The following is a 12862-nucleotide window of genomic DNA, read 5'->3' on the forward strand; positions in this document are numbered from 1 at the left end:
ATGATCGACGTGACGATGCCTGCGAAGGGCGGACGGCGGGCCGGTTTCGGGCGGCTCGCGGTGCTGGGGGTCCAGCACGTGCTGGTGATGTACACGGGGTGTGTGACCGTGCCGCTGGTGTTCGGTGCCGCGGCCGGGCTCGATGCGGCGACGATCGCGGTTCTGATCAACGCCGATCTGCTCGTCGCGGGCGTCGTCACGATGATCCAGGGTGCCGGTGTCGGCCGCTTCCTCGGTGTGCGGATGCCGGTGATGGCAGGTGCCGCGTTCACCGCGGTGACGCCGATGGTCCTGATCGCCGGGGAGTACGGCCTTCAGGCGGTGTACGGGTCGATGCTCGCGGCCGGAGTGTTCGGACTGCTGATCGCCTATCCGTTCGCGAAGGCGGTCCGCTTCTTCCCGCCGCTGGTGAGCGGTGTGGTGATCACGGTGGTGGGGCTTGCGCTGATCGGCGTGGGCGTGGACCTGGTCGTCGGGAACGACCCGAAGGCCGCCGGTCACGCGGCGCCTTCGCGGCTCGCGCTCGCCGCGTTCGTCGTCCTCGTGATCCTGCTGGTGGCACGGTTCGGGCGCGGGTTCCTCGCCCAAACCGGCGTACTACTGGGCCTGCTGGCGGGGACGGCGGTCGCCGTTCCGCTCGGCCTGGTCGACTTCTCGGCGGCACGGGCGGCGGACTGGATCGGGCTCAGCGCCCCGTTCCACTTCGGCGCCCCGGAGTTCCCCGCGGTCGCCGTGCTGTCGATGTGCGTGGTGATGCTGGTCCTGTTCGCCGAGTCGACGGCCGATCTGATCGCGGTCGCGGAGCTGACCGGGAAGCGGCTGACCACCGCCGACATGGCACGCGGACTGGCCGCGGACGGGCTCTCCGGGGTGCTGGGAGGCGTCATGAACGCCTTCCTTGACACGGTGTTCGCGCAGAACGTGGGCTTGGTGACGATGACGAAGGTGCGCAGCCGGCACGTCGCGACGATCGCGGGCGGCATCCTCGTCCTCCTCGGCCTGGTTCCCAAACTCGGGGCGCTGGTCGCCGGGTTGCCGCAGCCGGTGGTCGGCGCAGCGGGGCTCGTGATGTTCGCGACGGTCGCCGCGGTCGGTATCGGCACGCTCCGCAAGGTCGACTTCGACGGCACGCACAACCTGCTGATCGTCGCGGTGTCGATCGGCGTCGGCATGGCGCCCGAGATGGCGCCCGACCTGTACTCGCGCTTCCCCGAAGGCGTCGGCATCGTCCTCGGCTCACCGGTGACGAGTGCGACGCTGCTGGCGTTCTGCCTGAACCTGGCGTTCAACGGCGGGAATGCACGACGTGACGCCGGGCTTGTACGGGTGCCTGCGGCGGAAGGGAAGCGCGAGGCGCCGGCAGGGCGGACGTGAGTGTGACGACAGGCCCTGGTCCCGATTCACCCTGGCGACGGCGCGGCTGCTTCACGCAGGCATTGCTCGCCTTGGCCCACCTGTGGAAGAACGAGACGCTTGCCCCGCTCGCGACCGGGTCCGGCGTGGACGCCGGGCCCGCACGAGGTCCTGACCGGGCCAGCCATGGTTCGGCATGGTCCGAGCGGCCGCCTGCCCTGGCGTGATCCGCGGCGGTTGTGCGGGTGCTCATTGCTGAAGCGGTGACAACGACTGTGGTCGGCCGGCCCGTCGCCTGGCGGCTGCGCCGAGGCGTCGCGGTATGCGATCCGGCCCGCCGTCCTGCCGGGGGCGGGCCGGGGCCTGGTCGCGCGGGGCGGTGGTCAGTAGCCGACGGTGAAGCGCTGGTGGTGATGGCGGGGCCGCTCGATCTCGTCGAGGAGGGCGACGGCGTAGTCCTCGACGGAGATGGTGCTGTCGCCGTTCTCGTCCGTGACGAGGTCGTCCAGGGCGGTCCGGTAGACGCCGGTGCGGTCGCCGGGGGCGATCGTCGCCGCGGGGCTGAGGTTGGTCCAGTCGACGTCGGTGACGGTGCGGTAGTGGTCGAGTGCGTCGCCGTGGGCGTGCATGATCTGCAGGAGGGAGTCGGGCAGGCCGGGGGCGTCCCAGACCTGCTTGCCGTCGGGGGTGCGCAGGGAGCCGGCGCCGCCGACGGTGATCAGGCGGGGGGCCCGGGCGCCGAGGGTGCGCAGACCTTCGGTGAGGGCCTCGGCGGCGGGCCGGATGGTGGCGAGGTGGCCGGGGCCGTCGCCGCCGCCGACGGCGCTGACGACGACGTCCTGGTCCTTCGCGGCGGCGGTGACCGACTGGGGGGCGAGGACGTCGCCCGTGGTGACGGTGAGGTCGGGGTGCCGTTCGGTGACCTTCGCGGGGTCGCGGACGACCGCGGTGACGCGGTGGCCCCGGCGCAGGGCCTCGCGCACGATGGCGGAGCCGATGGTGCCGCTCGCGCCGAAGACAGCGATGTTCGTCATGGGATGTCCTCCGTGGTTGGTGGTGCGTGGTGCGGTCGTGGGGTGGATGTGGATCAGGTGACGGGGGGCGAGGTCCTCGCCCGGGGCGTCGGCGAGGAGGGCGGCGCCGCTGCCAGGGCCGCCGGGGCGGTCGACGCGGCCGGGAGTGGGCGGGCACCGGGCGGGGTGGGCGCTGCGGCGGGACATGCACAGGGCGCCGCCGGGGCCGTCGTCAGCGGGCGGGCGATTCACGGCACGAGGACTATGCGTCCGGGCAGGCCTTTGCGGGCGAGTCGTGCGTGGGCCTCGGCCGCGGCGGTCAGGGGGTAGGTCTTGGCGACGCGGGCGAAGAGCACGCCCTGGTCGGCCAGGCGGGACAGGTCGGCGAGGAGGGCGGCGTCGGACCGCACGCTGACGGCCTCGACGCGGATGCCGCGCTCGGAGGCGGGTTCGCTGCCGGGCCACAGGCCGGCGTAGGCGCCGCCGTCGCGGACGGCGGCGAGCGCGGCGGCGCCCAGGCTCGCGGTGTCCAGGACGCCGTCGAAGGACGCGGGCTCGGGGGTCTGGTCGCGGGGCAGGAAGTGATCGGCGCCGCGGGCCCGGACGAAGTCCTCGAAGGCGGCGTCCCCGGCCCCGGTGACCTTCAGGCCCCGTTGGTGGGCCAGTTCCACCGCGTGGGCGCCCACCCCGCCGTTCGCGCCGACGATCAGCAGGCTCTGTCCCGGGACAAGGGCGAGCAGGTCGAGCGCCTGGGAGGCGGTCGTGGCGTTCAGCGGCAGCGTGGCGGCATGGACGTCGTCGAGGGAGGCGGGGGACGGAGCGAGGATGCCGGCGTCCACGACGATGTAGTCCGCGTGGGTGCCCAGCGGCTTGTGGTGTCCGGTCACCACCGCGAAGACGCGCTCGCCCACCTGCCAGTCGGCGCCGGGGCCGACGGCGTCGACCACACCGGCCACGTCGAAGCCGAGCCCGACGGGGCCCTGGCCGCCGAAGACGCCGGAGCGCATGGCGACATCCACCGGGTTGACCGCGGCGGCCCTCACCTTGATGCGTACCTGCCCCTGGCCCGGTACGGGGAGCGGGTGCTCGGTGATCTCGACGGCCTCGGGGCCGCCGAAGCGGGAAACGGTCGCGGCGCGCATGGTCATGATCTTCCTCCAGAAGGCGGGCGGGTGCCGCTCGAGCGGTGATGGGGGGTGACGTTCCGTCTCGCGGGTGCCGGCGCCGCTCCTCACGGGATGCGCGCCGGGCCGATGTTCCTCTGCGCACCGATGGAGCCGTTACGTACGATTGGTGCGTAATCCCATGGTGCGTCGCCATGGAGAGGTCTACAAAAGGCACACGCGTGTGCGGAACCGGAAAGGCAGGTGCGTCATGCGGGCCGACGCGAAGGACGGGCGGGCCGCCGTGCTGTCGGGGCCGTGTGCCCGCTGGCCTGCCCAGCAGGGCGAGACGATCCGGCAGATCGTGGACCGGGCCGGCGACAAGTGGACCGTGCTCGTGATCGGCACCCTGGAGCACGGCCCCCTGCGCTACACCGACCTCCAGAACGCCGTCACCGGCATCTCCCAGCGCATGCTCACCCACACCCTGCGCCAGCTCCAGCGTGACGGCCTGGTCACCCGCACCGCCTACCCCGAGGTGCCCCCGCGCGTCGAATACGCCCTGACCGACCTGGGCACCACCCTCCTCGACGCCGTCACCGCCCTCGTCGACTGGGCGGGCACCCACCACGACGAGATCACCGCGAACCGCGCCCGCTACGACGGCGAGGCCACCGCCGGCTGACCCGCTGCGGCCCCTGAACTCACCGAACGCCTCACCCGGCCGCCGAGCCGACCGGTCCAGTGATGCCGAACCTTGAACGGCGCTTGTCAGCAGCCCGGGTGACCGGAGTCAGTCGAAGAGGGCGACGACTCCGTTCACCCAGATCGCGAGAAACCCGAGGACCGCCACCAGGCAGCCTGCGCCCGCCAGCACACCGCCGACCGTCCACGGCTGGGAAGGCGCCTCGTACACCCCGTCGAGGTCGTCCCGGTAGGAGGCGGGGTCCTCCCAGTCGACGGGGTGCCCCAATTCCTCGGCGCAAGCGGTCCGCACCGCGGCCAACTGCTCCTCCGCGAAGACGGTGGCGGCCTTCGTTTCGGGGCCCTGCCAGGCGAGGGCTTTCATACGCCACCCGGGAGACCCGTACCGCGCCTCGAAGGCAGCGGTCTCGTCGGCGTTCCGGTCCTCTTCGAGGTACATCCAGCGCCCGGCTTCGGCGGCGTCGCCGTAGAGCCGGTACACCTCGGCCAGACGACGGCGGAGCGTCAAGTCGTGCGGGAAGGACGAGACGAGGCCGCGCAGGCGCTGGCGCGCGACGGGGACCCGGCCTGCGGCCAGGTCTGCGTCGACTCGGGCAAGGGTCTCTCTCAGGGGCATGAACGCATGATCGGGTACTGCACCGCCATGCGTCGACCTGGATTCGCCGCTCAGCACTCGCCCGCTCTTGCCGGCAGCGGCCGAACCTCACTGAGACGGGACACCGCCAGTTACGGGACAGCCTTCACGAGCTCGTGCACGGTAGGCGGTGAGGCGTCGAGCTCCTGATCGCCGACTCGTGGCCGAGCCGGGCCCGTTGTGGCATGAACGGCACCAGGCCAGGGTTGCGTCCAGGCAGCGGAAGCGGGCCGTAGGCGCCGGCGCGAAGCACCTGGTCTTCATCGGATCGGCTCCTCGCCACCCTCGTGCACCTCCGTCACGGGCCGGGATCGTCGACGGCACCGGGATCCGGGTCCGGCGGTCGGCCGCCGGGCGCAAGGACCGGGACAGGTTCGTCTCCGACAAGAGCACCTCCCGCTTCTGGTTCAGCGGCGGGCCGGACGGGCGCAGCGCAGGTTCCCGGAGGTGATCGCGTCCTGGGGCAAGGTGAGGCCGAAGGCCCGTTCCAGGCCTTCGAAGAACAGCGCGATGTTGTCCGTCCAGTTGCCTGCCTTCTCCGCGATGCGCAGGTGCAGGTTGAGGAAGGACAGAGGTGCTTCCGGGGCGAATGGTGCCTCCCCGGGGGTGTACCAGATGATCTCGTACATGTCTCGCCGGTCTTCGGCGCCGTCCTCGATGGGGAAGGGGTTCTGGTACACCCCGTCCTCGAAGTAGCTGAACGCGTAAATGGCCTTGGCCGTGGTCGCGGCGAGCGTGATCTGCTGCTCGGGCGGCGGATCGAGGGGGCGCGAGAAGGCATGGTCGAAGTCGTGGTGGCCCAGCCACGTCCAGCCGTTCTCCTCCCCGAAGGCCAGCACGCGGGTGACGTCGTCGGTGCCCTCCCGGGCGTCTTGTTCCTCGACCTGGTGGAGCAGCAGCCCGTCGGCGATGTCCTGCGCATCGGCCCCGTAAGCGAGGGCGACATCCTCGGCGGTCGGCCCCTTGATGAACTCGATTCGAGTGAAGGGCTGTTGGCACCGCCAGCTATCGGCGATCCACGCCACTCCGTCGCCCACCGGGCCCTGGCGGGCGAGGAACTCCTCGAAGGCGGCCGCCTGCCGCGGGGGCATGTAGCTCTGGCGGGCCGTGCGCGCCCTCTCCTCCAGCCAGTCGATCTCCGCCACGGACCTCAGCTCGGCCACGACCACCCGGCCCCGCACGAAGGTCATCCGTCTCCCGTCAGCGTGGACGTATCGGATGTACGGGCCCTGCGGGTCCGGGCCGAACGGCTGCCCCGGCCCCGGCCCGCACCGGGGCCGGGGCCGTACGCCGCCGGGGGCTCGTTGGGCGAAGTGTTCCAGCTCGGCGAGTTCCGCTGCCGGGATGAGTACACTCGTCGGCTCGCCGCCGTCGGTGACGCACACCCGCTCGCCGGTCTCCTCGACGCGACCGACGAGATCCGCCAAGTCCGCTATGGCATCAGTCAGTTCAACGTTGTCCATATGAGGAGACATTACTGGCGGCGATGCGGTCCCCCGGCGGCGATCCCCTGGAGCCGCTGGTGCCGGTGCCGGCCTCCCGGGCGTCGAAAAGGCGGGCGGCGTAGGCGGGCGGCAGGGCGACGGTCAGGTGCCGAACGCGGTCTTCGTCCGTCGGCCCGATCGGCGCGGTGTAACCCAGCGGGCGCGGGTGTCGATGACGACACCGCCGGTCACAGGTTGAGCTCCGGCGTGTCGACCGATCGCGGACCTCTTCGCCCCACGGCATGGGCCGGGTGCCCCTCCGTGCTTGACCAGTGGTGCCGCCGGGCGGGGCGGTGGCCCGCCGGAGGGCGCGCGGACGGCAGCCGGAGGCGGACCTACTCCTTCGTCGTGTCGTCGTTGCCCGCCAGTTCGATGCCCCGTCGCCGGCCGAGCCAGCCGAGCAGTCCCCAGGCGGCCACGCCGGAAGCCGCCAGCCAGGCCCAGCCGTAGGTGACGAGGGTGTGGAAGCCGTCGTGCCAGGCGATGTAGACCGCGTGCGCGCCGACCACGGCCGCGACGAAGGCCTCGCGCCGGTCCCGCGTCTTCAGGAGCCAGTCCAGGGGGACGGTCACGGGCCGTGTGAGGTCGTGGAGGCGGTAGCGCAGCGCGGACAGGAAGTAGCCGGCCACCAGCCCGGCCTTCCGCCGCCGGCTGAGGCTTTCCCCTCGCTCGGGGTCACCACGGAGGTCGTCCAGCCATGCGGAGCCTACGTTGCGGCGCTCGCCCGCGATCCAGGCGGCGAGGCCCGTACCGCGCTCGGCCAGGCGGAGGCGGACGGGCGCCGGCCCGAAACGCACCTCCAGCACGACTTCCTTGCCCCAGGCCCGGCCGCCGGAATCCGTGAACCACCGGGTCGCCAGACCGATCGCGCCTCCGAAGACCGAGACCGCTCGGAGCAGGGTATCGAGCTGGAGCCAGCTCCCCACCGCAGCCGTGCCGGCGAGCGCGACGGTGCTGCCGATCATGACGAGGTGGCCGTTGGTGATCCGGATCTTCACGCCGTACCCCCGATCGGACGCGGGCCGAAACGGCTGCGGCGCTGTTCACGAGCCTCCAGCGCCTGTATGGCGAGTTCACGTCCTTTGCCCGTCAACTCGTAGAAGCGACGGGCGGGCCGGCCGGGGTGCGGTTCGGTCTCGTCCCGGCACACGACCCACTCCTGCTCCATGAGGCGGTCCAGGATCGGGTAGACGGTGCCGGAGCCGAGGTCGGCGTCGCGGCAGATGCTGTAGCCCCAGGGCGGGCTGTCGGGGCGGGCCGCCAGGAGGACTTCCAGCACGCCGATCGTGGGCTTCGTCAACCGGATCGTGGGCCTTGAACCTGCCGCGCCGGGGCGCGGCTCTCTCGCGTCACGCGAGTCTGCGGAACGTGCCATGGACCGAGTGAAGCATGTGTCGAGAACGATACACAAGACCGCCGGGCCGGAGTCGCGCCCGCTCCTCCACCGGCCTTCCCGGCCGAGCCGTGGCGGACCCTTGTCCGCGGGAAGGAGCCCCGTACCGCGCCGAGTTCGGTGCGGGGCTCCCCCGCTCCGGCCTGCCCGGTCCGGAACTACTGCAGGACGACGTCGCGGCCCGGGCCGCCCTGCACGGTGTCCCGTCCGGGACCGCCGACGACCAGGTCGTCGCCGTCCTCGCCGTCCAGGTTGTCGTCACCGGGACCGCCGAGGAGGGTGTCCCGGCCGTCCCCGCCCAGGGCGCGGTCGTCACCCGGGCCGGCGTACACGATGTCCGCGCCGCCGTACGCCTCGATCATGTCGTCGCCCCGGCCGCCCCACAGCCGCTGGTCCGTATCGTCGCCCATCAGGTGGTCGTCGCCGTCGCCGCCGTCCAGAACCACGCGTCCCATGACCATGTCGTTGCCCGCGTCGCCCCGCACCGTGTGCGCGGTGTGGGCGTGCAGTACGTCGTCGCCAGGCCCGCCCCGCACGGTGCCCACCCCAAGGTCGCTGGTGACGATCTCGTCGTCGCCGTCGCCGAGGAAGATGTCGATCCTGTCCGGCTGGGCGCTGCCGGTGGGCAGTTCACAGACGACGAAGGTCTCGTCCGCGGGATCGAGGTAGGCGCAGTGGTCGCCGGGAGAGAGCGGGACCGCGTCGCGGAAGCCGATCTGCCGCACGTCGGCGCCGCGTTCCATGGGGGAACACGTGCAGGTCGTTGACCTGTCCCGCGGCGGCAGTGAAGGCGATCGACTGGGTGGCCCAGTCGGCACCGACGCGGGCCTTCGCCCCGGTGGCGGGAACGGCGGCGGCCGGGGTTGCGGCGAGACCGGCGGCGAGCAGCGCCACGGCGGCCGCGCGGGCGGTGACCGGGTGTCGGTTCATGAGACCTCATCTCGATACGGCGACCGTGGGTCGGCCGGACGACAGGGAATGCGGGAGATACGGGAGATGCGGGGCACTGATGGCGTACGCGCTGCGTACGCCATCCGTACGGTTCACTGGGGCGTACCCGGCAACGACGGCAGGCGGCGGCGTCCACGCGGCCGCGCCGTACCGGGGCGGAGCACCGTGCGAGCGTCCCGTGCCGGAGGGCCGTGCGGCGTTCCGGTGCGCTCCGGGGCCGGAAGGTGATCAGGGCGGTGCCGTGCGGCCCCACTCGTCGGCCGCCACCACGGCGCAGGCCGCGACCAGGACGAGGTTCTTGATGATGTACTGGCCCTCCAGGGTGGGTACCGGCATGCCCGGCTGCCACATCTCCCCGGACAACAGCAGCAGCGCCGAGAAGACCCCGGCCATGTGGGCGAAGAAGGCCGCCAGGGCCACACGGAGCAGTACCCCTGTGACCAGGCCGAGGCCGATGGCCGTCTCGGCCACCGCCAGCATCCGCAGCACCGCGTCCGGCGGCAGCAGCCCGAGGGTGAGCTTCGTCGCGGCCCGTACGGCGACCCCCTCGGCGGGGCTCGTCGCGGGGAAGAACTTCAGGACGCCGAACCAGAGGTAGACCACGCCCACGCACAGCCGCAGCAGCACCGGTCCGCGCCGCTGGACCCGGCAGGCCAGTGTCCGCGCCGCCCGGGCGGCCCGCCCGTCGCTCCCGATGTCCGTCCCCGCCGGCCCCTGGGGGGCGCTCGGGCTTCGCTCGCCGACTCTCTCCACCGTCGTACCCGACCTTCCGCGCGCTCGTCCGAGGCCTCCGGCCGCCGCCGGGCGGCCGGGACACCGGCCGGTCCGGGGACCGGCCGGTGTCCCGGCACAGCCGGCCTGACGCTGTGTCAGCCCACGGTCACGCAGGACAACATCCGCATGCCGAGCGGCAGTCCCGAGACCGCGGGGACGGACACGATGCGAGGGGAGCGTACCGTGCTTGGTCTAGACCAGACTAGGGTCGCGCGGCCAAGGAGGAGCGCAGCCGCTCGGTCCGCCGACCGTGCCGACGTGTCAGGCCGGGTATCTGCGCGACGAAGGGACCCTGTTGGTTCCGCAGCCTGCCACGCTCGGCGTCCCGCACCGCGGATCGGGCACCTCCCCCTTGGCCGACGGGCCGGCCCGCTCACGGGAGCTTTCGGACTCTGCTTTGACGTCTTCGCAAGCGAAGCCGGTAGCCTCGCCGACGGTCATCGGCAGTTGACCTCGCCGAGAGGCCAAGCGGGCCGGCAGCCGCCTCCTCGGTGCCGCCGCAGCGGGCAGGGACGGGCGGCGGGGCTGCCAACACGTTCCGTCGGCTGGGCACGACCTTGGCCATCGCCGCCTTCGGCACGCTCTTCACCAGCCGGGCGGCCGCGGCCGCCGTGCTCGCCGGACCCCGCACGGTGCCGGAGCCACGGAAGGGTGCCTCGGCGCCGGCCGCGGGGCAGGCCGGCGCCTGGTGGACGCGGCGCACGCCACCGACCGGAGCGCGGTGCGCCAGTTGGCGGACACGGCCTTCACCACCGGCCTCGATCGGGTGTTCTCGGCCTCGGCGCCGCCGGCGGCGGTCGGCGGGCGCGTCGGACCACGACCTCGGCCATGGTCGTCCTCGTCTCGAAGACGACCTCGTCGTCGATGCCGGCCCGGCGGCACCGCGCCCGGTCGATCCTGCCGGGGCCGGTGTTCGTCACCGCGCGCCCCGCGGTCACCGCTGCGGTCAGGTCCCCGGACCGTCAGGCGTCGTAGCCGTAGTCGGTCCAGTTCTCCAGCACGTGCTCTTGCAGTTCGCGGGGGTAGGACGTGCGGAAGGAGGCGGTGGTGCCGCGGAAGCCGTCCGGCAGCAGGCAGTCCGTGACCGACTTGCCGCCCCGGGCGGCGCGGACCTCCTCCGGGGTGAGATAGGGGACCATCGGAATGCCGGGAGCCTGGGGGAAGGTGTGGTGGCCGGTGTCCGGGTGGCTGCGGGTGGCGAGCGCCCAGACGACCTGGCCGATGTCGGTGACGTCGATGTCGTCGTCGACGACGATCACCTTGGGCACCAGCCATCCGGCGTGCGAGGCGAACAGCACGTCGGCGATCGAACGGATCAACCCGGCGCGGTCCAGGCCGAGTTCGGTCCGCCGGGCGCGGTCGACGGAGACGGCGAGCCAGCAGGTGGCGGCCTCGTAGGGGCACCACGCCAAGGTGACCGGCAGCCCGGCGGCGCGCAGCACGTCCAGGGCGGCGGCCGCGATCATGGTGCCCCAGATCGTGTGGTTCTCCTCCGGCGGCACCCCGGCCGCGCAGACCGGCAGGATCGGGTCGTCGCGGTAGGTGACCGCCTCGACGTGGAAGACGGGCTGCTCCTTGCCGTCGGGGAACGCGTACCCGTGGTACTCCCCCATCGGGCCCTCGGGGGCGGTCTCGTCGCTGCTGAGGTACCCCTCCAGGACGATTTCGGCGTTGGCGGGCACGTACAGCCCGTTCGTCTCGGTACGGACCACCTCGACCGGGCTGCCGGTGAGCGCGCCGACGTAGCCGTCCTCGTCGACGTGCGCCGGGAGCGGCATCCCCGCGGCGGCGAGCGCCGCGGGCGGGGCGCCCAGGACCATCGCCCACGGTGTGTGCCGGCCCGTCCCCCGCCACGCCTCGCGGATCATGCCGACGTGCTGCTGCGCCATGGCGGGACCGACCAGGGTCCTGCGGTCGCGCAGCATGGTGCGGGCCACCGACCAGCTCGTCCACGAGCCGTCCGGGGTGCGCACCACGTGGAAGCCATAGGTGCCGAAGTACCGTCCGCCGTCCTCCTGGTGGAGCAGGGGTACGGGGAAGAGTTCCAGGTCGACGTCGTCACCGGTGCGGACGTTCTGCTTGCACGGGCCGGTGGCGACCTCGACCGGCGCGACGGGGTCCGCGTGCATGGCGGCGACGAGGTGTTCCACGATCCGGCGCGGACCGGCGTCGCGGGGCAGCCCGACGTGCGCGGCGAGCCGGGCGTGGGCGGCGCCCGACCGGGGGTCGCCCAGTCCGGCCGGGGCGCCCAGGACGCGGTGGCCGGGGGCGGCGCCGGTGAGGGAGGTGAACAAGGGGGCAGGTGCGCCCGTCTCGTACGCCCGGCGGGTCACGGCGCCCACTTCGAGGTGCGGATCGACGCTCCTGCCGATCTCCACCGCGTCGCCGTCGGCCAGCAGCCGTGCGACGAAGGCCCGGAAGTCGAGGGCGGGGTCGGGAGCGGGGTGCCGGGAGTGGCCGGGGGCAGGGTCGGGGTCACGGCGGGTGCGGGGGGCGGGGCTGGGGTCGGAGTGCGTGGTCATGGCGCGGGCGGGCTCCTGTTCGTCTGGACTGGACGTGGGGTGGGTCGGGGTCGGGGACCGGTCGGGGGCGGGTCGCTGGGCAGGTCGAGGGGGGCGCCGGTCGGGGGCGGGGCGTCGGGCCGCTCAGGGGGCCGCCGATCGGGGCAGCGGCGTCGGGCCGGTCGTCCGTGAACGGGGTGGGGCCGGTCAGGGGGCGCCGGCGGGTCGCTCGGCGCGGGCTGGGCGCATGCCGGCCCAGCGGCCGTGGGCGGGGCTCTCGACACCGAGCTGGTCGAGGACGCGTACCACCAGGTGGTCGACGAGGTCGTCGACGGTGCGCGGATGGTTGTAGAAGGCGGGCATCGGGGGAACGATGCGCACGCCCATCCGTGCGAGCGCGAGCATGTTCGCCAGGTGGATCTCGTTGAGCGGGGTCTCGCGCGGGACCAGGACGAGCGGTCCGCCTTCCTTGAGAACGACGTCCGCCGCACGGCCCACGAGTCCGTCGGCGTGCCCGGCACGGATCCCCGCCAGGGTCTTCATGCTGCACGGCACGATCACCATGCCGTCGGTGCGAAAGGAACCGGAGGACAGCGGCGAGCCCTGGTCCTCCGGGCGGTGGGTGGCGTCGGCCAGTGCGCTCACCTCACGCACCGTGCGGCCCGTCTCCAGTTCGATGGTGGCGCGCGCCCAGCGGCTGATCACCAGGTGGGTCTCGATCCCGGGATCGGCGGCCAGCCGTTCCAGCAGCCGCACCCCGAGCACGGCCCCGGTCGCCCCGGTCATCCCCACGATCAGCCGCATCCGCCGTCCTCCTCCGCTCGGCGCACGGCCCGGTGGCCGGGTGCGCAGAATCAGTCGCCGGGTAGGCCGCCGACGCTCGGCGCCACGCCCGTTCTCCGGCCGTTCCACAGCTCACGCTAGGGATCCGTGGACGCTGTCCGGCGATAG

General features: G+C 73.0%; 11 protein-coding genes and 2 pseudogenes. 2 read left to right on the forward strand and 11 right to left on the reverse strand.

What is annotated here, in order from left to right:
* The gene (locus ACZ63H_RS02890; protein WP_469861502.1) at nucleotides 1–1374 is read left to right on the forward strand and encodes a nucleobase:cation symporter-2 family protein; all 1374 of its coding nucleotides are present in this window, start codon (nucleotides 1–3) and stop codon (nucleotides 1372–1374) included.
* Nucleotides 1375–1736: 362 nt separating this feature from the next.
* On the opposite strand, the gene ACZ63H_RS02895 is transcribed toward ACZ63H_RS02890, so the two are convergent.
* Nucleotides 1737–2387 carry an NAD(P)-dependent oxidoreductase gene (locus ACZ63H_RS02895; protein ID WP_469861504.1) on the reverse strand — a complete coding sequence of 217 codons (651 nt, stop codon included), beginning with the start codon at nucleotides 2385–2387 and terminating at the stop codon, nucleotides 1737–1739.
* Between the two features lie 227 nt (nucleotides 2388–2614).
* Nucleotides 2615–3514, reverse strand: a complete 900-nt coding sequence (locus ACZ63H_RS02900; RefSeq protein WP_469861506.1) for an NADP-dependent oxidoreductase — start codon at nucleotides 3512–3514, stop codon at nucleotides 2615–2617.
* A 226-nt stretch (nucleotides 3515–3740) separates the two neighbouring features.
* On the opposite strand from ACZ63H_RS02900, the gene ACZ63H_RS02905 reads away from it, so the two are divergent.
* On the forward strand, nucleotides 3741–4154 hold the full coding sequence (locus tag ACZ63H_RS02905) for a winged helix-turn-helix transcriptional regulator (protein ID WP_469861507.1): 414 nt from the start codon (nucleotides 3741–3743) through the stop codon (nucleotides 4152–4154).
* Between the two features lie 108 nt (nucleotides 4155–4262).
* On the opposite strand, the gene ACZ63H_RS02910 is transcribed toward ACZ63H_RS02905, so the two are convergent.
* The 9 genes and pseudogenes from ACZ63H_RS02910 to ACZ63H_RS02950 all read right to left on the reverse strand — a co-directional run bounded on the left by ACZ63H_RS02910 (nucleotide 4263) and on the right by ACZ63H_RS02950 (nucleotide 12715).
* Nucleotides 4263–4790, reverse strand: a complete 528-nt coding sequence (locus tag ACZ63H_RS02910; protein ID WP_469861509.1) for a DUF6584 family protein — start codon at nucleotides 4788–4790, stop codon at nucleotides 4263–4265.
* A gap of 425 nt (nucleotides 4791–5215) precedes the next feature.
* Nucleotides 5216–6271 carry a type II toxin-antitoxin system Phd/YefM family antitoxin gene (locus ACZ63H_RS02915; protein WP_469861511.1) on the reverse strand — a complete coding sequence of 352 codons (1056 nt, stop codon included), beginning with the start codon at nucleotides 6269–6271 and terminating at the stop codon, nucleotides 5216–5218.
* 61 nt (nucleotides 6272–6332) lie between these two features.
* A pseudogene (locus ACZ63H_RS02920) lies at nucleotides 6333–6481 on the reverse strand (telomere-protecting terminal protein Tpg); the annotation flags it as partial.
* A gap of 146 nt (nucleotides 6482–6627) precedes the next feature.
* On the reverse strand, nucleotides 6628–7290 hold the full coding sequence (locus ACZ63H_RS02925) for a hypothetical protein (protein ID WP_469861513.1): 663 nt from the start codon (nucleotides 7288–7290) through the stop codon (nucleotides 6628–6630).
* Nucleotides 7287–7592 (reverse strand): PadR family transcriptional regulator, encoded by a 306-nt coding sequence (locus ACZ63H_RS02930; RefSeq protein ID WP_469861515.1) that lies wholly within the window; start codon nucleotides 7590–7592, stop codon nucleotides 7287–7289. The genes ACZ63H_RS02925 and ACZ63H_RS02930 overlap by 4 nt, the downstream gene beginning before the upstream one ends.
* A 251-nt stretch (nucleotides 7593–7843) precedes the next feature.
* Nucleotides 7844–8615: pseudogene (locus ACZ63H_RS02935) on the reverse strand (calcium-binding protein).
* Nucleotides 8616–8864: 249 nt separating this feature from the next.
* Nucleotides 8865–9389 carry a DoxX family membrane protein gene (locus tag ACZ63H_RS02940; RefSeq protein WP_469861517.1) on the reverse strand — a complete coding sequence of 175 codons (525 nt, stop codon included), beginning with the start codon at nucleotides 9387–9389 and terminating at the stop codon, nucleotides 8865–8867.
* Between the two features lie 983 nt (nucleotides 9390–10372).
* Nucleotides 10373–11932: a UbiD family decarboxylase gene (locus ACZ63H_RS02945; protein ID WP_469861518.1), complete on the reverse strand. Its 1560-nt coding sequence runs from the start codon at nucleotides 11930–11932 to the stop codon at nucleotides 10373–10375.
* 186 nt (nucleotides 11933–12118) lie between these two features.
* Entirely contained in the window at nucleotides 12119–12715 is a 597-nt protein-coding gene (locus ACZ63H_RS02950) for a UbiX family flavin prenyltransferase (RefSeq protein WP_469861520.1), read from the reverse strand.
* Nucleotides 12716–12862: the final 147 nt, after the last annotated feature.

It is taken from the genome of Streptomyces sp. NPDC104831 (genome assembly GCF_055583025.1).